The sequence below is a fragment of the Duganella sp. S19_KUP01_CR8 genome, from assembly GCF_036688705.1.
GTDB lineage: Bacteria > Pseudomonadota > Gammaproteobacteria > Burkholderiales > Burkholderiaceae_D > Rugamonas.
The window spans coordinates 19,831-40,101 of sequence record NZ_JAQQPR010000027.1 but is presented as its reverse complement, the minus strand read 5'-3'; the positions used below and the strand labels follow the sequence as shown (position 1 = coordinate 40,101).

The following is a 20,271-nucleotide window of genomic DNA, read 5'->3' as shown; positions in this document are numbered from 1 at the left end:
ATGGATAACATCGCCCACCACCGCAAACAGCAGATGCGCCGCTACCATCAGGCGCGCTGGGACGAACCGGTCATCTTTGAACTGAGCCAGCCCGGCGAACGCGGCATCCTGATACCTGAAGTGGAGCCGGACATCGTGCGCGCCGCCGGCCAGCCGCTGGCCGGACTGCCCGCCACCATGCTGCGCCAGCGTGCACCGGCGCTGCCGGAGATGTCGCAGAACCGCGTGCTGCGCCACTACCTGCGCCTGTCGCAGGAGACGCTGGGAGCGGACCTCAACGTGGACGTGGGGCAGGGCACCTGCACCATGAAGTACAACCCGAAGATCAACGACCAGCTGGCGCGCCAGCCCGGCATGTCGGAGCTGCATCCGCGCCAGCCCGACAGCACCGTGCAGGGCATGCTGGAAGTGATCGACAAGGTCGAAGGCGTGATGCGCGAAGTGTCCGGCATGGACGCTGTGTCGCTGCAGCCGCGCGGCGGTTCGCAAGCCATCTTCGCCAACATGGCGATGGTGCGTGCGTGGCACGAGAGCCGTGGCGACGCCGGCCGGCGTGATGAAGTCATCACCACCATCTTCTCGCACCCGTCGGACGCTGCCTGCGCCAAGCTGGTTGGCTACAAGGTGATCACGCTGTATCCGGATGCGAATGGCTACCCCAACCTGGACGCGCTGAAGGCCGCCGTATCGCCGCGCACCGCCGCGCTGGTGATCACCAATCCGGAGGACACCGGCATCTTCAACAGCCGCATCCGCGAATTCGTCGACGCGGTGCACGCGGTGGGTGGCCTGTGCGTATATGACCAGGCCAACGCTAACGGCCTGCTGGGCATCGCCCGCGCACGCGAGGCAGGCTTCGACCTGTGCCACTTCAACCTGCACAAGACCTTCGCCACGCCGCACGCCTGCGGCGGTCCGGCGGTCGGCGCGGTGTGCTGCACGGAGGCGCTGGCGCCGTTCCTGCCCGGCCCCCTGGTGCGGCAGAAGGAAGGGCGCTACAGCCTGGTGAGCGGCGCGCCGCAATCGATCGGCAAGATCAGCAGCTTCACCGGCACCGCCTCCATCATGCTGCGCGCCTATGCGTGGATCATGAACCTGGGCGCCGAGGGCTTGCGCACCGTGTCCGAGATCGCGGTCCTGAACAACAACTACATGATGCACGAGCTGCTGAAGATTGAGGGCATGTCCGCGCCCTACGCGGCAGGCAAGCGCCGCATCGAGCAGGTGCGCTACAGCTGGGCGGGGTTGACCGAGGCCACCGGCGTGACGTCGGAAGAAATCGGCCTGCGCGCCGCCGACTTTGGCGTGCACTACTGGACCAGCCACCATCCGTATGTGGTGCCGGAGCCTGCCACCATCGAGCCGACCGAATCCTACTCGCGCGCCGACCTCGATGAATTCATCGGCGTGATGCGCCACATCGCCGGCGAGGCGCACAGCGATCCGGATCTGGTCAAGACGGCGCCGCACAACTGCCCGGTGCACCGTGTGCAGGGCGAGATGCTGGACGATCCGGAGCGCTGGTCTATCACCTGGCGCGCCTATCAACGCAAGCTGGGCGAGCGCGGACTGGCATGAAGATCGGGCTGGTGGTCAATCCCTGGGCCGGCATCGGCGGCCCGGCCGGCCTCAAAGGCTCGGACGGCGCCGACAGCGTGCAGGCGGCGCTGGCGGCCGGCGTCCTGCCGCAGGTGGCCGCGCGCCTGGCCGCCATGTTCGGGGCCTGCGGCGGCGCGGCGCAAGCCGTCAGCTGGTACACGGCCGACGGCGACATGGGCCTGCACGCATTGCACGCGGCGGGCTTGCAGGCCTGCGCCGTGGTGCCGGTTGCCTCGCCATCTCAGGCGGCGGATACACGCCGCGCCAGCTGCATCCTGGCCGGCATGGGGATAGACCTGCTGCTGTTCGCCGGCGGCGATGGCACCGCGCGCGATGTGCTGGATGGTTTGCGCGATGCCGGCGCAATGGCCACCTTGCCGGTGCTGGGTGTGCCGGCCGGCGTGAAGATGCAATCGGCGGTATTCGCCAACCATCCAACGGCAGCAGGGCTGCTGCTGCGCCAGTTGCAGCAGAACGGCCTGGCCATCTGCAGCGATGCCGAAGTGATGGACCTCGACGAAGAAGCGCTGCGGCGCAACCAGATCGTGCCGCGCCTGTACGGCTACCTGCAACTGCCGCTGGCGCCGTCGCTGACGCAAGGCGGCAAGTCGCGCCATGCCAGTGGCAGCGGTGCGCAGCGCATGGCCATCGCCCGCAGCTTTGCGGAAGGCATGGAGGCGCGCTCGCTGTACCTGGTCGGCCCCGGCTCGACCACGCAGGCATTGCTGTCGCTGCTGGGCGTGGACGGCACCTTGCTGGGCGTGGACGCGGTGCTGGGCGACGGCACGCTGCTGGCGCGCGACGCCTCGCGCCGTGAACTGGAAGACCTGGCCGGCAGCTGGCAGTCGTTGCTGCACCTGGTGCTGTCGCCGATCGGCGGACAGGGGCTGGTGCTGGGACGCGGCAACCAGCAGATTTCACCGCGCCTGCTGCGCGCGGCCGGGCGGCGCGGGCTGCATGTGCTGGCGCCACAGGACAAGCTGTTGTCGCTGCACGGCGGCGTGCTACGCATCGACAGCGGCGACGCGGAACTCGATGCGCAATTCAATGGGTATTTGCCGGTGACGACCGGCTACCGGGAGCAGACCATGTGGCCGGTCTCGGTGTAGCGGCAGTAAAAAAGCAAAGCAGCAAACATAACGATAACTATCTGGAGATTCCAAATGAGACAAAAAACCGGGTTGACCCTTTCGGTCGCCACCCTGGCCCAGCTGGCGGCCATGCACGGCGCGCAGGCGCAAACAGCGCCCGACGCGGCGGGCGCCACCGACAAGGGCGCACCCATCCAGGAGGTGGTCGTCACCGGTACCACCGCCAGAAATCGCACCAAGCTGGAATCCTCGGTCGCCATTACGACCGTGGACCTGGCCAAGCTGGAGAAGCTCGCGCCGCATAGCCTGGCCGATTCGCTGCAACAAGTGCCCGGCCTGTGGGTGGAGGCGTCCGGCGGCGAGGTATCGAACAACGTCTCACCGCGCGGCTTGAGTGGCGGCGCCGCGTTCCAGTTCATCAGCCTCCAGGAAGATGGCCTGCCGGTGATCTACGACGGCGAACTGGTGGACGTGCTGATGCGCGAGGACGTCACCATCAAACGCTTCGAGGCGATCCGCGGCGGCACCTCCGCTATCCTGTCCACCAACGGCCCGGCGGCCATCGTCAACTTCATCAGCCAGAAGGGCACGCAAACGCCGCAGGGCGAGGCCAAGGTCACCATCGGCGACTATGGCATGGTGCGCACCGAAGGCGTGTATTCGGGACCGATCAACGACGACTGGACCTACGCGGTCGGCGGCTACTACCGCGAAGGCAAGGGCGTGCGCCCGATCGGCATCACCGCCGACCATGGCGGCCAGCTTCGCCTGAACGTGACGCGCAAGCTTGAACATGGGGAGTTGAACCTGTCGGCCAAGTACGTCAATGACCACAACACCTTCTACCTGCCTATCCCGCTGACCAACCCCGGCAACCCGACCGGCGTGCCGGGCGTGAATCCGCATTACGGCTCGCTGGACGGCCCGGATGTTGCGCACATCACCAACCAGACCACCAACGGTCCCGTTACCACCGACCTTAACACCGGCTTCCACGTGCTGGCCAAGATGATCGGCGCGGATCTGCAGCATGAACTGGGCGGCGACTGGTCGTTCCGTAACAATGCGCGCTACACCCGCTACGACGTCGCGCCGCACTCGGTGTTCAATGGCCCGAACAGTTATCTGGTCCGCGCCAGCAACCGGCTCGATCCTGCGCAGTCCAGCGACGTCGCCGAGTTGTTGAAGCGTTTCGGCGGCACCGCCAAGCTGGCCTATGCCGGCACTGGACAAGTGATCAACGATCCTTCCACCCTGAACGGCAACGGCTTCACCACCGACGCGGTGGCCGAAACGCGCTTCCGCTCACTGGGCCACTTCGTCGACAAGCTGTCGGTGACGAAGGAGAACGACAAGAACAGCTTCACCGCCGGCATTCTGTTCGCGGCGCAAAAGCTGTACGACGATTCCGACTACGGCGCTCGCATCATCACCGACGTGCGCGACCAACCGAGCCGGCTCGATATCGTCGCCGTCGACGCCAACAACAAGATCCTCGGCTACCTGTCGGACAAGGGCGTGCTGCGGAATGGCTACTTCTACGAGCGCCACAAAGGCGATATGAAGTCGTTGTCCTACTTCGTCAACGACGAATGGAAGGTCACCAACAACCTGCGCCTGGACGCCGGCGTGCGCTATGAGGTGGCCCGCTACGACGTGCAGGACGAAGGCGTGCTGGCGGCGGGCGACGACCTGCCTGGCAACAGCCTGACCGGCGGCGCCATCATCCCCGGTTCTCTCAATCCCGACGGCAGCGACAAGGACAACATCATCGCCAACAACTACATGCGCCGCGCCGGCACCGGCGTGTGGACGCGCAAGCAGAAGACGATCAAGGAAGCTTCGTACACGGCGGGCTTCAACTACGCCTTCAACGACCATGTGGCCACGTACGGCCGTTATGCCAGCGGCACCAACATGCCGACACTGTACAGCGGCGACAGCTTTGTCGATGGCGCCAGCCGGCTCAGTTTCACCGAGGCTGGCGTGCGCTACATATCGCCGTTCTGGACCACATCGGCCACGGTATTCCACACCAAGTTCGACAACCTGTCCTTCGGCGAAACCAACCAGGCCACGGGCGACTTCCGCCAGGTGTTCGTCAAGACGCTGTCGACCGGCATTGAGCTGGAGGGCATCATCAATCCGTTCAAGCAGTTCTCGCTGGAGTACGTGGCTACCCTGCAGAAGGCCACCATCAACGGCATCGATCCAAACGCGGAAGAGGCCAAGCAAAACGGCAACCAGGTGATGCGCACGCCGAACACGCAGGTGCGCCTGATCCCGACGCTGCATTTCGGTTTCGGCGATGTGTTCCTGGTCTACAGCCATATCGGCAAGCGCTTCGCCGACTTTGAGAATGCGCTGGCGCTGCCTGCCTACCATGTGATCGACATGGGCGCGGAGATCAAGATCGACAAGAAGTGGAAGCTGAACCTGAAGGTGAACAACGTGAGCAACTCGATTGGCCTGACCGAAGGGAATCCACGCAGCGGCTTTAACCAAAGCTCGAACGGCAGTCTGTTCTACGCACGGCCTATCCTGGGGCGCAATGCCACGGCCTCGTTGTCTTATCGCTTCTGATGTGCAGGGGCCGGGCGTATTAAACGCCCGGCCTCATCGTGTTACCCTTCCTGATAACTCGTTTTCATTCCCGCCTATGTCCTCATCTGTTCGCAACTTGCTGCTGATTGCGGCATGCACCGCCGCCTGGGCCGCGCACGCGCAATCGCCCTCCATCAATCGATACGGAACCCCGGCCGCCGCGCGCGATTTCGACGCCGAGCAAAACCAGCGCTTCAATCCCATGTTCGACGCCGGCAGCTGGCACGGCTACCTGCTGCCCGACGCGCCGGCGCTGGCCGGCACCTTCAGCGGCCCGCTGGTGATCGCCGAGGAGTACAGCCTGTATGTCGCCTCCGCGCTGGAGCGGCTGGACCTGAGCGATCGCCGCACGGGCCGCAGCTTCAGGCCGGAGCAGGCCCGCTGGACCAGTGCCGCGCGTCCCGGCGTGTTGAGTCAGCGGCTGGTGTGGCCGGGATTGCAGCTGGACGTGGATCTGCATTTCGTCAGCTCCAGCAGCGCGCTAGTGCGCTACCGCTTGCGCAATACGTCCGGTAAAGCGCTGTCGCTGAAGGCGCACTGGCAGGGAGACTTGATGGCGCAATGGGGCAAGGATGGCTCCGTGGCCGCGCGCCAGCCGGCGTGGAAGCCGCAGCTGGTGCAGGATGCCGGCGGCGTCAGCGTCACTTTCGGCAAGGTGCGTGACGCCGGCAACGTGATGACCAGCGGCCGTTCGCGCTACCGCATCGAACGCAGCGTACGCGCGCAGGACAGGGTAGGTAGCCAGCATTACGACAGCAGCGCCGACCTGCCGCTGCTGGCCGCCGGCCGGCAGCAAACAATCTATAGCGCTTACAGTTATCAGCTGGATGACACGGATGCTGCCGCTGCTCAAGCGGCCTCGCTGCTGTCCAGCCCCACGCGCGTGGAACAGGCGATTGCGGCGAACGAGCGCCGTTGGGCCGCGTGGCAGGCCAGGCTTCCTGCATCCACGCTTGGCACCAAGGCGCTGGAAACCCTGATCGGCAACTGGCGTACGCCGCGCGGCGCCTTCCGTCATGATGCGATGGTGCCGTCCACCACGGCACGCTGGTTCAACGGCGCCTGGACTTGGGACACGTGGAAGCAGGCTTACGCACTGGCGGCCATCGATCCCGCGCTGGCCGCCAACACGGTACGCTCGCTGTTCGACTACCAGATACAGGCCAGCGATGCGGTGCGTCCTCAAGACGAGGGCATGGTGCCCGACAACGTCTTCTACAACATGGACGCCGCGCGCGGCGGCGACGGCGACAACTGGAACGAACGCGATACCAAACCACCGCTGGCCGCATGGACCGTATGGGAAATCTACCGCCAGTCCCGCGACCGCGCCTGGCTGCAAGAGATGCTACCCAAGCTGGAGGCCTACCATCGCTGGTGGTATCGCAACCGCGACCACGATCACAACGGCCTGGCCGAATACGGCGCGACGGTGCACCCGCTGCACAACGACGACGTTGGCCAACTGCGCTTCCGCGTCAAACCACTGTCGCCGGCGCCGCTCGAAGGCTGCGGAACGGAGCAGGACGGCATGCGCGACTGCCTGGGCCTTGCTGCCTACAGCCACATCGTCGATACCGGCCAGTACGCGGCCATTGAACTGCCGGTGCAGCAGGCTGCGGGCTACGAATCCGGCATGGACAACGCGGCGCGCTTCGGTTTCATCGAACCCACCGCCTTGCAGCGTTATGCCGACAAAGTCCACGGTGGAGATCTGGCCGCCGCGCGACGCGACTGGCAGGTGCGCGTGGTGGAGAACCGCGACAAACAAGGCAAGCTGCTGGGCTATTCCATCGACCAGGAATCGGTGGACCTGAATGCTTTCCTCTATCGTGAAAAGCTGATCCTGGCCGATATCGCGCAAGAACTGGGCGACCAGGCCGCCGCGCGCACATGGCGAGAACAGGCGGTGCATCTGCGTGGCCTGATCAACACCAGCTTCTTCGATCCCGCCAGCGGTTTTTACTACGACCGGAAACTCGGCGGCACGCTGCTGACTATGCGCGGACGCGGCCCCGAAGGCTGGACCGCGCTATGGGCCGGCGCCGCCGAACAGCGGCAAGCCGACGCGGTGATCGCGAAGATGCTGGACCCGGCCGAATTCGGCACGCCCATCCCGATGCCGACGGCGGCCGTCTCCAATCCATCGTACGATCCGGAGATCTACTGGCGCGGCAGGGTATGGCTGGACCAGGTCTATTTCGGCGCGGCCGGTCTGCGCAACTACGGCCACGCTGCGGAAGCCGACGCCATCGCCAAACGCTTCACGACTGGCGCGGAAGGCCTGCAAGGCGACGCACCGATCCGGGAGAACTACCACCCCATCACCGGCCGCATGCAGGGCGCCACCAATTTCAGCTGGAGCGCCGCGCACCTGCTGATGCTGGCGCGGGATGCAAAACCTCAGAAGTAATCACAAGGCCGCGCTCATACAGGCGGTACTTCCACAACGCCCATCCCAGGAACAGGACCACGCCGCCCACGTTATAACCCAGCGTGAGCAGCAGGTTCTGGCCGGCCGGGAAGATGGCGGCGATGAAGGCAATGCCAAAGAACGCCAGCAACACACTGGTGATCGCCAGCCCGACGCGGCGCGATCCCATGCGGAAGTCGCGCGGCAGATGGTCCAGCCGCAAACGTAGGTGGAAGTAGGCCGCCATGATGATCAGCGGCGGCAGCAGCGCGGTGGCCGCCGTCATGTTGATCACCACATTGAGCAGCTGGTTCACATTGGATGACCCCAGCGCCGGTATCACCAACAGCGGCACCACCACACAAAACTGTATCCACGCGGCGCGCTCGGGCATGTCATGACGGTTCAAGGCGATGGCACGCTCTCCAAAAATACCTTTCGGGATCTCCGAGAACAGCGCCTTGACCGGCGCGGCGGTCCACACCATCAGCGTGCCGAAGGAACCGAGCAGCATCACCGCGCCCACCAAACGGTTCAGCAGCATCGGCGATACCTGGTGATGCGCACCCAGCGCACCGAATACCTGGAACACGCCGGAGGTGTAGCTCAACTTGGAAGCGGGCACGTACAGGTTCAGCACCAGCGCAGACACCGAATACAGCACGCCGATCAGCAGGCCGGCGAAAACGATGGTGCGCACAAAGGTCCTGGCGCCACCCCGCACGTCATTCAGGAACACGCCCACCGACTCGGCACCGCCGGCGGCAAACAGTATCCACGCCATGACGCCCATGAAACCCCAGCTGAACGTCGGCGTCATCGCGGCGGCGGTGATGGGCGTGGCGGGCACCACGCCGCCCATCCAGTCGGCCAGGCTCAATCCCACGAAGCCGAACGCCATCAACAGCACCAGCGAGCTGCCGATGGAAGTCACGCGGCCCACCCATGTCGCGCCCTTGGTGGAGACCCAGGTGGCGAATGCAAACAACACGATCGACAGCAGCACCGTCACCAGCGACGAGAACTGGTACTCGTATCCCAGCCACGCATAAGACGAATACACGAGGATATTGGGCAGCACCGACGTGAAGTAGAACAGGTTGACGAACCAGTAGCAGTAGGCGCCGACGAAAGCCCACTTGTCGCCCATCGACGAACGTATCCACTGGTAGATGCCGGACTTGGCGTCCTTGTTCAAGCTGACAAATTCCGCGATGATCAGCACATAGGGAATGAAGAAGGTCGCCGTCGCAAACAGGAAGGATGGCACAGCCACCATGCCGATGGCGATATTGCTGTTGACCACATTGCGGATATTGAAGATCGCCGCCACCGCCATCGACAGCAGCATGAAGCGGCCGATTTGCGCATTGCTTGAAATTGCCATGTCAGCTCACTTATTGTGGAAAGTCGCACCTTCTATCGTCACCATCAGCACCATTTTGCGCAGATGATCGGAGCCCAGCGGCCGGTAGGCGTAGTCGTTGTCGAAGATGAGCAGCTGGCCGGCGCTGGCGGTGTGGCGATGAGCACCGTCGCCGCTGAAGGTCTCGCGGTCGGTCTCGTCGCTGTAGGCCGCAAGGCGGACCAGCGACGGCTTGGCCGCATACGCGATGGTCTCGCTGCCGGACAGGTAGTAGTGCATCTCGACGTAGCGGCGGTTGCCGGTGAAACTGGGCGCCACGGCGGCCGGGCCGTCCACCAGCCGGTAGACCAGCGAGTCGCCGATGGAGTGGCACACGCCGGGTTTCAGCGTTGGCAGGTTGGCGATGGCCTCGATGCAGCGCTGCCACTTGCGTGCGGAGTGGTAGCGCTGGCGGAATTCGTCCACGCTGTTCAGGATGATCACAGGCTGTCCTCCCCATTCAGCGGCGACAAGTCCACGCTGTAGCTGAACGCCTCCAGGTAGACCCGGTACGAATCGAGCACTTCGGAACCCCAGGAATTGGAACCGAGTCCGCTCATCTTGTGATCGAGGTTGACGGTCCAGAAGTCTTCTTCGCGCAATTCGTTGTCATGCCGCGTGGCGGCGATCTGCCCGGCGCTGTAGGGCCACACGCTGAAGTGGATGCCTTGCGGCGCCTGAATGTACAAGCCCTTGCCCTGGCTGTCGCGCAGCGTGGCCCACGTCACGTCCTGGCGGTTGCCATTGTCCTGCGGTTTGGGATAGTGTTCGAACATGTCGGCCGCGCTGCTGCGGTAACGGTCGATGATGCTGCACGCCTTGCTGTCCGGGTAGTTCTCGCCCGGGCCACGGCCGAAGTATTCGATCTGGTCCAGCTGGCGGTTCAGCCCCAGCGTCATGCCGATCTTGGGGATCATGTCGCGGAAGCCGCCGTAGGGCGTTCCGGACAAGGTAAGCCTCAGCTTGCCCTCGCCGTCGACGTGGTAGTGGTAACGGCAGCGCATGCCGTAGCCGAGTACCGGCGGCGCGATCTGGCAATCGATGATGATCTCCACCGCCGCGTCGCTGCGTCTGATCTCCATGCCGCGCAGATGCTCCTGCATGATGTCCAGGTGCTGCGGCAGCCACAGGGCTTCGTTCTCCTGCTTGTGATTGTCGATGCAGGGTTTGTAGAACGTCAGCTGCGGCGGGCGAGCAAGCAAGGGCGCGCCATGCGCCACCCACTCCTTGATTTTTCCGGTGAGTTTGCAGAACACCATGTGGAAGCCATGGCCTTCGATCCGGTATTCAAGGCGATGCTCGGTGAGCTTGGGCGCGGCTGGAGCGGCAGGCAGTATGGCAGGCGAGGGCGTGGAAGGCAGCGCAAACTGGTACACCGCCAGCTCATGCTGCGGCGCGCTGTAGGCGGTGGCTTGGTCGCGGACCACACGTATGTTCAGATAGCGCCGGCCGCTGCCCGATGGCGGCTCCTGGATGCGGATCTCCTGCTTCTGGCCCGGCGGCAGCGGCGCCAGGGGCACGCGCTGCAATCGGAGCGATTCGCCATCGGCCTTGGTTTCGATCAGCAGCGTGAGGCAATCGAGGCTGCTGAACCAGTAGCGGTTCTCCACTTCCAGCCTGCCGGCGGCGGCATCGATGGCGCGCACCTTCACCGGCGCGATCACCTGCTTGTACTCGCGCAGGCCGGGGCCGGGACGCTGGTTCGGATAGATCAAGCCATCGCAGCAGAAGTTTCCGCTGTTCGGATAGTCGCCGTAGTCGCCGCCGAAGGCGTAGAACGACCGTCCCGGCACGTCCGGTTGCAGGATGGCGTGGTCGCACCATTCCCACAAATAGTGCCCTTGCAGGTTCGGATGACGGTCCATCACCGCCTGGTACTCGCTCAGGCCTCCAGGCCCGTTGCCCATCGCGTGCGCGTACTCGCACAGGATGCGTGGCTTGTCCATCGGGTACTCGCCGAAAGCATTCATCATCTGCACGCGCGAGTACATGGTGCTGACCACGTCGCACACCTCGGCGTCGCGGTCTTCCTCGTAGTGAATCAGGCGTGTCGGATCGATCTGGCGGCAGCGCGCGGCCATCGCGCGGATATTGCAGCCGTAGCCGGACTCGTTCCCCAGCGACCAGATGATGATGGACGGATGATTCTTCTGCGCGTGCACATGGCGCTCGATGCGGTCGACAAAGGCCGCTTCCCACGCCGGATCGTCGGTGATCTGACTGAGGTTGCCGACGTTGACGAAGCCGTGCGTTTCCACGTCCGTCTCCGCCATCACGAACAGGCCGTACTGGTCGCACAGTTCGTAGAAGCGCGGATCGTTGGGATAGTGCGCCGTGCGCACCGAGTTGATGTTGTGCTGCTTCATCAGCACGATGTCCTGCTCGACGCGCGCCATCGTCACGGCGCGTCCGCGCAGGTGGTCGTTGTCGTGGCGGTTCACGCCGTGCAGTTTCAAATAGCGGCCGTTCACGTACATCAGGCCATCCTGCACGCTCACCTCGCGGAAGCCGACGCGCAGCGGCACCACTTCCAGCAGTTCGTCGTTGGCATCGTACAGGCTGATTTCGAGCCGGTACAGATAGGGATCTTCGGCGTTCCACTGGCGCGGGGCCGGCACGTCCACTTCCCATGCCAGCGCCTGGCCGCCGCCTTGCTGCAGTGGGCGCGGCCCGTCGTACAGCGCCCAATCGATCCGGTAGCCGTCCTGCGCCGACACGGCCAGCGCGCAGGACAGGCGCGCATCGCGGCAGGCGTCGTCGAAGCGCGTCTGCACGCAGACGTCCTGCACGTGGATGGCGCCTTTGCCGATCAGGTAGACGTCGCGAAAAATGCCGGCGGTCCACCACATGTCCTGGTCTTCGAGATAGCTGGAGTCGGCCCATTGCAGTACGCGCACGCTGAGTAGGTTTTCGCCATCGACCAGCAGCGCGGTGATGTCGAATTCCGCCGCCAGCCGGCTGCCCTTGCTCATGCCGGCGTAGCGGCCGTTGACGTGGATTTCGAAGTAGGTCTCGACGCCGTCGAAGCGCAGGATCACGTTCTGGCCGCGCCACTCCGGGCCCAGCGTCCAGCGGCACTGGTAGGCGCCGGTCGGATTCGCCGACGGAACGAAGGGCGGATCGACCGGGAAGGGCATGCCGTCGTCGGTGTACTGCAACTGGCCGTGACCTTGCAGCTGCCACATGCCGGGTACTTCGATGCTGCCCCAGTGCGCCATGTATTCGCTGTAGAACTGCGTCGGCACCTGCAGCGGATGGCTGAACCAGGCGAAGCGCCATGGTCTGCTCAGCGGCGCGCTCAGCGACAGGAAGCGGCGACTGCGCTCACGTTCGAAGCTGCGCGCCGATTCGGCATCGTCGTAGGCAAAGAAGTAGGCGTGCGGAGGCAGCCGGTGCTCCTCCAGCAGCTGGGGGTTCTCCCACTTGTTCACGGTTTATGCCGATCCGGCCAGGCCGCCGCCGTCCACCACCAGCGCGTCTCCGGTGACGAAGGAAGATCGATCCGATGCGAGGAACAGCACCGCCTGCGCGATCTCGCGCGGCTGGCCCACGCGCATCAGCGGCCGTCCCGCGCCCGCCGTCACCAGCGCGGTTTCCTCAAGCCCCAGCTGCTGCGCTTCGTTGCGCAGCATGGGCGTATCGGTATCGCCGGGGCAGACGCAGTTGACGCGGATGTTCTGCGGGCCGTGGTCCACCGCCATGGCCTTGGTCATGATCACCACCGCGCCCTTGGAGGCGCAGTAGGACACGGCATCCTTGCCGCCCACCAGGCCCCAGCCGGAAGCGGTGTTGATGATGCTGCCGCCACCTTGCTGCTGCATCACCGGCACCGCGTGTTTGCACATCAGGAAAATCGATTTGACGTTGACCGCCATGACCTGATCCCATTCCTGCTCGGTGGTGTCGATCACGTTGGCGCGGCGCGTGATGCCGGCGTTGTTGAACAGGACGTCGAGCCGGCCGTAGCGCGACACGGCAGCCGCCACCGCCGCCGCGCAATCGGCGGCCACGGCGACATCGGTGCGGATGAAGGAGGCGCGCGCGCCGGCCTCGATCAGCGCCGCCACCGCCAGTTCGCCCGCCGCGCCATCGCGGTCGGCGATCAGCACGGTGGCGCCTTCGCGCGCAAACAATTCCGCCGTGGCGCGGCCGATGCCGGACGCTCCCCCGGTAATCAACGCCACCTTGCCTGCCAGTTCGCCTTGCTGATGCATGTGCTGTCTCCATTTTTATGGGTTATGCGCTATGTTGCCCTTATTTTGCCCGGGTTGACAAATGAATACTCTGCATGGCATGCATAACACCAGCTAATGCGTGAAGCGGCGCCGCGCCGATGGCCAGGCATGCATGGAGTTGATGGATGCAACAGTCCGAAACAATTGCTCTTGTGATAAATGTTGCTTTGAAGGATACTCAGCGCGCTGTCTTTGATTCTTAACCTTACAGGGGACCCCATGTCAAAAACACTACCCGTAGTACGCTTGTTGTTGCTGTCGATGCTGAGCGCTTACGCCATGGCCGATGACGCTGTGCTGGCGCCGCCCGCCGCGCTGGTGATGGAGAATGTGCCGCCGGTGCCCGTCGCGCTGGCCAGCCAGTTGGCCAAGTATACCGAGTTCAAGCCGACCGGATTCACCGATTGGCATCCGACCAAACAGGAAATGCTGGTGGTGCGTCGCTACAAGAACACGCCGCAGATCTACCGCGTGGCCAAGCCCGGCGCTCCGTTGGAACTGCTGACCGATTATGCGGAACCGGTGCGTGGCGCCAGCTTCCAGCCCAAGCATGGCAAGTTCTTCGTATTCATCAAAGATAGCGGCGGCAATGAAGTATTCCGCGCCTATCGCCGCGACGTGGCCGGCGGCGAGGCCGTGCCGTTCACGCCGGACGGTCAGCGCGTGAATGACATGGCCTGGAGCAGCAGCGGCAAGCAGATTCTCTACACCACGGTGCCGGTCGGCCGCACCGGATCGGCCGACAAGATCAATTCCACTATCGCCATCGTCGATCCGCTGAAGCCGGACAGCGCGCGCACGCTGACCGAGCTGCCTGGCGGTGGCTGGGCCCGCTTCCAGTTCTCGCCGGACGACAAGCAGCTGGTCTACAGTGAAATTGTGTCGGCCAACGAAAGCTATCTGTGGCTGATGGACGTGGCCACCGGCAAGACCCGCCGCATCACCGGCAAGAACGGCGATGAGCCGGTGTCGTATTCCGCCGTGCTGTTCAGCAAGGATGGCAAGGGCCTGTATGTCGTCACCGACTCCGGCAGCGAATTCCAGCGTCTGGCGTATCTCGACCTGAAGACCATGAAGTCCACCGTGCTCACCGCGGATATCCCATGGGACATCGACGGCGTCGCCCTGTCCGAGGACAACAAGCTGCTCGCGTTTGTCGCCAACGAAGACGGCACCAGCGTGCTGCGTGTGATGCGCACCGCAGACCGCAAGCTGCTGCCCGCGTTCAAGCTACCGAAGGGCACCATCGCCAATTTCGAGTGGCACAAGGACAGCCGCAGCCTGGCGGTGGCGCTGACCTCGGCCACCAGCCCGTCGGAAGTGTACGCGGTCGACGTCAAGACCAATGCCGTCACGCGCTGGACCGAGCATGAAAAGCTCGATATCGACAACAGCAAGTTCGCCGAGCCGACCCTCGCCCGCTGGACATCGTTCGACGGCAAGGCCATCTCCGGCTTCCTGTACCGCGCGCCGGCGGCCAAATTCCCCGGCAAGCGGCCGGTGCTGATCAACATCCACGGCGGACCGGAAGCCCAGTTCCAGCCGGGCTTCATGGGCCGCAGCAACTACTACACGGACGAGATGGGCATCAGCATCATCTATCCGAACGTGCGCGGCTCGGGTGGCTACGGCAAGACTTTCCTCAAGCTCGATAACGGCGTGCTGCGCGAGGATTCGGTCAAGGATATCGGCGCGCTGCTGGACTGGATCGCCACCCAGCCGGACCTGGATGCGTCGCGCGTGGCGGTGATGGGCGGCAGCTACGGCGGCTATATGTCGCTGGCGGTGTCGACCAACTATGCCGACCGCATCAAGGCGTCGGTCGACATCGTCGGCATCTCCAACTTCGTCACCTTCCTGGAGAAGACCGAATCCTACCGCCGCGACCTGCGCCGCGTGGAGTACGGCGACGAGCGCGATGCGGAAATGCGCAAGTTCATGGAGAAGATCGCGCCGCTGAACAACGCGGCCAAGATCAAGCGGCCGCTGTTCGTGGTGCAGGGCAAGAATGATCCGCGCGTGCCTTACCAGGAAGCCGACCAGATCGTCGCCACCGTCAAGCAGAACGGCACGCCGGTCTGGTACATGATGGCCAACGACGAGGGCCACGGTTTCAACAAGAAGGCCAACGCGGACTACCAGTTCTACTCCACCATCAACTTCCTGAACCAGCACCTGCTGGCGCAGTAAGCTGTCCCCGGCGCCGTCAGGCGGCGTTTTCCGCCGGACGGTCGACGATCACGCAGTCCCTGCCGGCGCGCTTGGCGGCGTACAGGCAGGCGTCGGCGGCGGCCAGCATGGTGGCCGCGTCACACAGGCGGTCCTTGTCGTAGGTGGCCACGCCGATGCTCATCGTCACGTGCGGACGGTTGGCGGCCGGCGCGTGCGTGATCTCCAGCGCGGCGATGCGGGCGCGGATCGCTTCGGCGTGCTGGGCCGCCTGTTCCGGGCCGGTGTCCGGCAGCACGGCGGCGAACTCCTCGCCGCCGTAGCGCGCGGCCAGGTCGGCCGGGCGCTGCAGCATGGCGGCGAAGGCTTCCGCCACCAGGGTCAGGCAGGCGTCGCCCTGCTGGTGGCCGAAGTGGTCGTTATAGGCCTTGAAGGAATCGATGTCCATCAGCAGCAGCGACAGCTGGCCGTTGTTGCGTTGCGCCCGGCGCAGCTCGCGGTCCAGCGCGACGTCGAAGTGGCGGCGGTTGGCGATGCCGGTCAAACCATCCACATACGATTGCGCGCGCAGCGCCTCGGCCTGGCCGCGCAACTGGCGCTCGCGGCCGACGGTGGTGCTGATGTCGCTCACTTCGATCAGGCAGTAGCGCTCCTTGCCTTCGGTGAAGGGCGTGACCGACACCGCCTGCTCGACCCGTTCGCCGCCCCAGGTGCCGGTCGGGTACAGCGGGAAGGGCGAACGGTTCAGCGCCGGCGACAGTTGCTGCGGCAGGTTGCTCTGCATCGCGCTCTGCACCGCTTGCTCCAGCCGCTGGCCGCGCAGCTCGGGGAATTGTTCGAACAGATCGCTGCCCTGCACGCGGTGGGCGGACAGGCCGGAGTGGCTGGCCAGCCACTGGTTCCACATGACGATGCGGCCGCTGGCGTCGAGCACCATCAGGCCCAGGTTGGCCAGCCCGAGCACGCGCCCGGACAGGTGGGCGTGGCTGCCGGCGGCAGGCGGGGTGACGGTGGTGTTTGCTTGCATGCGCTGTTTTCCTGGCGTGACTGGGTAGTGACCTTGCGATTATAAGCGCAGCCGCGCCGCCGCCGCCCTTTCTAGGCCTCGGCCATGCGGTGGCTGACCGGCAGCGTCACGCGGAAGGTGCTGCCCAGGCCCGGCGTGCTCTGCACGTCGATGCGGCCGTAGTGGTTTTGCACGATGCCATAGGACAGCGACAGCCCCAGCCCCGTGCCCTTGCCGATCGGCCGGGTGGTGAAGAAGGGGTCGAAGATGCGCGGCAGCGTTTCGGCGGGGATGCCGGCGCCGGTGTCGCCGACCTCGACCCAGACCTCGGCGCCGACGCTGCCGCAGCGCACGGTGATGCGGCCGCGCTCGGGGCCGATGGCCTGGGCGGCATTTTGCAGCAGGTGCAGGAACACCTGGTTCAGCTGCGACGGCATGCATTCGATTTCCAGCATCGGGCCGAACTCGGTCTTGACGTCGGCCACCGCTTCCAGTTCGCCGCCGATCAGGTTGAGCGTCGATTGCAGGCCGAGGCGCAGGTCGGCCCACTCCCAGTCCTGGGTGGCGTCCACGCGCGAAAACTGCTTCAGGTCCTGCACGATCTTGCCGACCCGCTCCATGCCGCCGCGCGACTCGGCCACCAGCGCCGGAATGTCTTCCTTCAGATAGGCCAGGTCGACCCGGTTGCGGGAGCGCGCCACCGCCTCGCGCGGGGCACCGTCGGGCTCGGCTTCCTCGTAGGCGTTCAGCAGCTCGAACAGCTTGTCCAGGTAATCCTCCAGCGTGCCGAAGTTGGACGCCAGGAAGGCCAGCGGGTTGTTGATCTCGTGCGCCACGCCGGCCGCCAGCTGGCCGATCGAGGCCAGTTTCTCCGACTGCACCAGCCGGCTTTGCAGGGCCTTGCGCTCGGCCATCTCCTGCTGCAGCAGATGGTTCGCTTGCAGCAGTTCGGCGGTGCGTTCCTGCACCCGGCCTTCGAGGTGGTCGTTGGCGGTCTGCAGTTCGGCGTTGACGCGCTGGACCGTGGCGTGGCTGCGCAGCAGCCGCAGCGCGGTGTAGGCCAGCAGCCCGACCAGCAGCGCGGACAGCAGCATCAGGCCGTAGCGGTAGGCGTGCAGGCGCTGCACCGCCAGTTGCTGTTGCTGGCCCAGCAGGGTGCCGATGGCGTCGATGCTTGCGTCGGTGGGGGCCGCCGAAATGCCGGTCAGCAGCCGGTCGACCTTGGCTTGTTCGGCCAGCACGGTGCGCGCATGCGCGCTCATGGTGTCGATGCGCTCGGCCAGCTCGCCGGACAGGCCGGCGCGGGAGGCCGCCAGGTCGGCCAGTTCCCGTTCGACCTCGGCGACGCCGTTCTCGGAAGGACCGTCGGTGTAGATCAGCAAGGCCAGCAGCAGACGGTGGGCGGCTGCCTCCGCATGGCGCATCGCCTCCAGTCGGTGGCCGCGCTGCTGCCTGACCAGCGCGCCGATGTCGTCGGCGGCGGTGGGCAGGAAGTCCAGCGAATTGTGCAGCACCGCGTTGTGCGACTTGAATGCCTCCATCTGCGCCGCCTTCGCGCTCAGCGTCTCCTGGTAGGCGTCCAGCGCGGCGGCCAGCTGCGGCGACGAGGCCTCGATCTGCAAGGGCAGCTCGCGCAGGGCCGCGAGCGGATGGGCCAGCGCGTCGTAGCTCGGGTTCAGGCCGATGCGCGACTTCATCGCGTCGAGTTCCCATTGCGCATCAAGCTGGCCGACTTGCCGCAGCAGCGCGACGTTGGCGAAGTAAGCGTTGCTGTCATAGCTGAGGCTGCGCGCGTAGATCGTGCCCAGCAGGACTGCCAGCAGCAGGCAGGCCAGCGGCAGCCGATACGGCCGCAGTCGTTGTCGCCACCAGCGGCGCTGCCCGTTCATGGCTGCCCCGCCGGTGTGCTGTTGAGCGTGTTGAGGAACAGGATGATGTCGGCCTTGTCCTGCTTGCTGCCGCTGCGCCCCAGCTGGAACTTGAACATGACGTCGATCGCCTGCTCCAGCGTGGCGGCCGAGCCGTCGTGGAAGTACGGGGCGCTGCGCGCGACGTTGCGCAGGCTGGGCACCTTGAACACGTGCAGGTCGTCGGGATTGTGGGTGACGGCGTAGCGGCCGCGGTCGGCCTCGTTGACGCCGCCGCGCTGGGCGAAGTAGTCGCCCATGACGCCGAATTTCTGGAACATATTGCCGCCGACGTTGACGCCCTGGTGGCAAGCCGCGCAGCCGAACTGCTTGAACTTGGCGTAGCCGGTCTTTTCCGCCGCCGTGATGGCGTTGCGGTCGCCGCGCAGGTACTGGTCGAAGCGGGCGTTGGGGGTGATCAGCGTGCGCTCGTAGCTGACGATGGCGTGGCGCAGGTTGGCGATGGTCAGGCCGTCGCGGTAGGCTTGCGCGAAGCCGTCGCGGTAGGCGGCGTCGCCCGCCAGCCTGGCCAGCACGCTCTCCCATGACGAACCCATCTCGACCGGGTTGCGGATCACCATGTCGAGCTGGGCTTCCAGCGTGTCGGCGCGGCCGTCCCAGAATTGCTTGAAGTTGAGCGCGGCGTTGAGCACGGTGGGCGTATTGACCGCGCCCGGCTTGCCCAGCAGGCCGAGCGATTTGGCCCGCTGGTCGCCGCCGCCGCGCGCGACGTTGTGGCAGCTGGCGCAGGAGACGCTGCTGTTGCCCGACAGCCGGACGTCGTTGAACAGGCGCCGGCCCAGCGCGGCCTTGGCGGGATCCTGGTGCAAGCTCAGCGGCACCGGCGTGATCGGTTCGCTGGCCGGCGCGGCCGGCGCGGCGGCCAGGCCGGCGGCCAGGCACAGCAGGGCGAGGCGGCGGGAAGTGGTCAAGGTATGCATGGGGTTCTCCTTGGCCGCTCAGGCCGTATGCCGCTGCGGCAGCACCACGCGGAAGGTGCTGCCCTTGCCCAGCTCGGTGCTGACGTCGATGCGGCCGCCGTGCTTGTGCACGATGTCCTGCACCAGCGACAGGCCGAGGCCGGTGCCCTGGCCGACCGGCTTGGTGGTGAAGCTGGGGTCGAACAGGCGCGGCAGATGGTCGGGCGCGATGCCGCTGCCGGTGTCGCTGACGGCGAACCAGACCTCGCCGTCCTGGGCGCCGGTGCGCAGGGTGATGCGGCCGCGCTGCGGGCCCAGCGCCTGGCTGGCGTTGACGACCAGGTTCATCACCACCTGGTTCAGCTGCGAGGGCAGGCACTGCACCGGCGGCAGCACGCCGTAGTCGCGCACGATCTCGGCCCGGCCCTTGATCTCGCTGCGCAGCATGTTGAGCGTGGCGTCGATGCCGTGGTGCAAGTCGGCCCATTCCCATTGCTGGGTTTGGTCGCCGGCGTGCGACCAGGCCTTCAGGTCCAGCACGATCTGGCGCACCCGCTGCATGCCGTCGCGCGACTCCTGCACCAGCTGCGGCAGGTCGCGGCACAGCAAGGGCAGGTCGACGGCGCCGGGGCGCTGTTCGCAGGATTGCAGCAGCGCCAGCAGGGGAGTCAGGCCCTCTTGCAGCATTTCCAGGTTGGAGCAGACATAGGCCACCGGGTTGTTGATCTCGTGGGCGATGCCGGCGGCGACCTGGCCCAGGCTGGCCATCTTGCCGGCCAGGGCCAGCTGGCGCCGCAGCACGCGCAGCTGTTCGTCGTACGCTTCGTAACTGGCGTCGACGGCGGCGCTGAAGGCGGCGGGGGCGGACCGCGCCGCATCCTGATCGAGCAGGCTGAGCTGCCTGGCCAGCAGCGGATGCATG

The 20,271-nt window shown here is 65.5% G+C and carries 13 protein-coding genes; 5 read left to right on the top strand and 8 right to left on the bottom strand.

Translation table 11 applies throughout. The features are described from left to right. The 4 genes from gcvPB to ygjK all read left to right on the top strand — a co-directional run bounded on the left by gcvPB (nt 1) and on the right by ygjK (nt 7,707). Entirely contained in the window at nt 1-1,578 is a 1,578-nt protein-coding gene (gene gcvPB / locus V6M89_RS23545; protein WP_332855471.1) for an aminomethyl-transferring glycine dehydrogenase subunit GcvPB, read from the top strand. Further along, nucleotides 1,575-2,708 (top strand): ATP-NAD kinase family protein, encoded by a 1,134-nt coding sequence (locus tag V6M89_RS23540; protein ID WP_332855470.1) that lies wholly within the window; start codon nt 1,575-1,577, stop codon nt 2,706-2,708. Before gcvPB ends, V6M89_RS23540 begins: the two co-directional genes overlap by 4 nt. Before the next feature lie 54 nt (nt 2,709-2,762). Beyond that, nucleotides 2,763-5,273 carry a TonB-dependent siderophore receptor gene (locus V6M89_RS23535; RefSeq protein WP_332855469.1) on the top strand — a complete coding sequence of 837 codons (2,511 nt, stop codon included), beginning with the start codon at nt 2,763-2,765 and terminating at the stop codon, nt 5,271-5,273. A gap of 76 nt (nt 5,274-5,349) precedes the next feature. Beyond that, nucleotides 5,350-7,707 (top strand): alpha-glucosidase, encoded by a 2,358-nt coding sequence (gene ygjK, locus V6M89_RS23530; protein WP_332855468.1) that lies wholly within the window; start codon nt 5,350-5,352, stop codon nt 7,705-7,707. On the opposite strand, the gene V6M89_RS23525 is transcribed toward ygjK, so the two are convergent. From V6M89_RS23525 to V6M89_RS23510, 4 genes are read right to left on the bottom strand one after another with little or no spacing between them, the layout of a single operon-like run. Beyond that, nucleotides 7,649-9,094 (bottom strand): amino acid permease, encoded by a 1,446-nt coding sequence (locus V6M89_RS23525; protein WP_332855467.1) that lies wholly within the window; start codon nt 9,092-9,094, stop codon nt 7,649-7,651. The two genes, ygjK and V6M89_RS23525, sit on opposite strands and share 59 nt — an antisense overlap. A 6-nt stretch (nt 9,095-9,100) precedes the next feature. Further along, the gene (locus V6M89_RS23520) at nt 9,101-9,556 is read right to left on the bottom strand and encodes a beta-galactosidase subunit beta (protein WP_332855466.1); all 456 of its coding nucleotides are present in this window, start codon (nt 9,554-9,556) and stop codon (nt 9,101-9,103) included. Then, entirely contained in the window at nt 9,553-12,543 is a 2,991-nt protein-coding gene (gene ebgA, locus V6M89_RS23515) for a beta-galactosidase subunit alpha (protein WP_332855465.1), read from the bottom strand. The genes V6M89_RS23520 and ebgA overlap by 4 nt, the downstream gene beginning before the upstream one ends. 3 nt (nt 12,544-12,546) lie before the next feature. Beyond that, nucleotides 12,547-13,326, bottom strand: coding sequence for an SDR family NAD(P)-dependent oxidoreductase (locus V6M89_RS23510; protein ID WP_332855464.1), 780 nt, complete (start codon nt 13,324-13,326; stop codon nt 12,547-12,549). 240 nt (nt 13,327-13,566) lie between these two features. Here V6M89_RS23510 and V6M89_RS23505 point away from each other — a divergent pair, with 240 nt between their 5' ends. Further along, a complete protein-coding gene (locus V6M89_RS23505; RefSeq protein ID WP_332855463.1) occupies nt 13,567-15,537 on the top strand; it encodes a S9 family peptidase in 1,971 nt (656 codons plus the stop codon). Between the two features lie 16 nt (nt 15,538-15,553). On the opposite strand, the gene V6M89_RS23500 is transcribed toward V6M89_RS23505, so the two are convergent. The 4 genes from V6M89_RS23500 to V6M89_RS23485 form a co-directional block, all read right to left on the bottom strand. Continuing rightward, nucleotides 15,554-16,543, bottom strand: coding sequence for a sensor domain-containing diguanylate cyclase (locus tag V6M89_RS23500; protein ID WP_332855462.1), 990 nt, complete (start codon nt 16,541-16,543; stop codon nt 15,554-15,556). A gap of 71 nt (nt 16,544-16,614) precedes the next feature. Further along, a complete protein-coding gene (locus V6M89_RS23495; protein WP_332855461.1) occupies nt 16,615-18,411 on the bottom strand; it encodes a DAHL domain-containing protein in 1,797 nt (598 codons plus the stop codon). Next, entirely contained in the window at nt 18,408-19,370 is a 963-nt protein-coding gene (locus V6M89_RS23490) for a cytochrome-c peroxidase (RefSeq protein WP_332855460.1), read from the bottom strand. Before V6M89_RS23490 ends, V6M89_RS23495 begins: the two co-directional genes overlap by 4 nt. Before the next feature lie 18 nt (nt 19,371-19,388). Further along, nucleotides 19,389-20,270 (bottom strand): sensor histidine kinase, encoded by an 882-nt coding sequence (locus V6M89_RS23485; protein ID WP_332855459.1) that lies wholly within the window; start codon nt 20,268-20,270, stop codon nt 19,389-19,391. Nucleotide 20,271: the final 1 nt, after the last annotated feature.

Bases quoted from the DNA above. Each gene is read 5' to 3' on its own strand.
- gcvPB (WP_332855471.1), top strand. From the start codon at position 1: ATGGATAACATCGCCCACCACCGCAAACAGCAGATGCGCCGCTACCAT.
- V6M89_RS23540 (WP_332855470.1), top strand. From the start codon at position 1,575: ATGAAGATCGGGCTGGTGGTCAATCCCTGGGCCGGCATCGGCGGCCCG.
- V6M89_RS23535 (WP_332855469.1), top strand. From the start codon at position 2,763: ATGAGACAAAAAACCGGGTTGACCCTTTCGGTCGCCACCCTGGCCCAG.
- ygjK (WP_332855468.1), top strand. From the start codon at position 5,350: ATGTCCTCATCTGTTCGCAACTTGCTGCTGATTGCGGCATGCACCGCC.
- V6M89_RS23525 (WP_332855467.1), bottom strand. From the start codon at position 9,094: ATGGCAATTTCAAGCAATGCGCAAATCGGCCGCTTCATGCTGCTGTCG.
- V6M89_RS23510 (WP_332855464.1), bottom strand. From the start codon at position 13,326: ATGCATCAGCAAGGCGAACTGGCAGGCAAGGTGGCGTTGATTACCGGG.
- V6M89_RS23505 (WP_332855463.1), top strand. From the start codon at position 13,567: ATGTCAAAAACACTACCCGTAGTACGCTTGTTGTTGCTGTCGATGCTG.
- V6M89_RS23500 (WP_332855462.1), bottom strand. From the start codon at position 16,543: ATGCAAGCAAACACCACCGTCACCCCGCCTGCCGCCGGCAGCCACGCC.
- V6M89_RS23495 (WP_332855461.1), bottom strand. From the start codon at position 18,411: ATGAACGGGCAGCGCCGCTGGTGGCGACAACGACTGCGGCCGTATCGG.
- V6M89_RS23490 (WP_332855460.1), bottom strand. From the start codon at position 19,370: ATGCATACCTTGACCACTTCCCGCCGCCTCGCCCTGCTGTGCCTGGCC.
- V6M89_RS23485 (WP_332855459.1), bottom strand. From the start codon at position 20,270: ATGCATCCGCTGCTGGCCAGGCAGCTCAGCCTGCTCGATCAGGATGCG.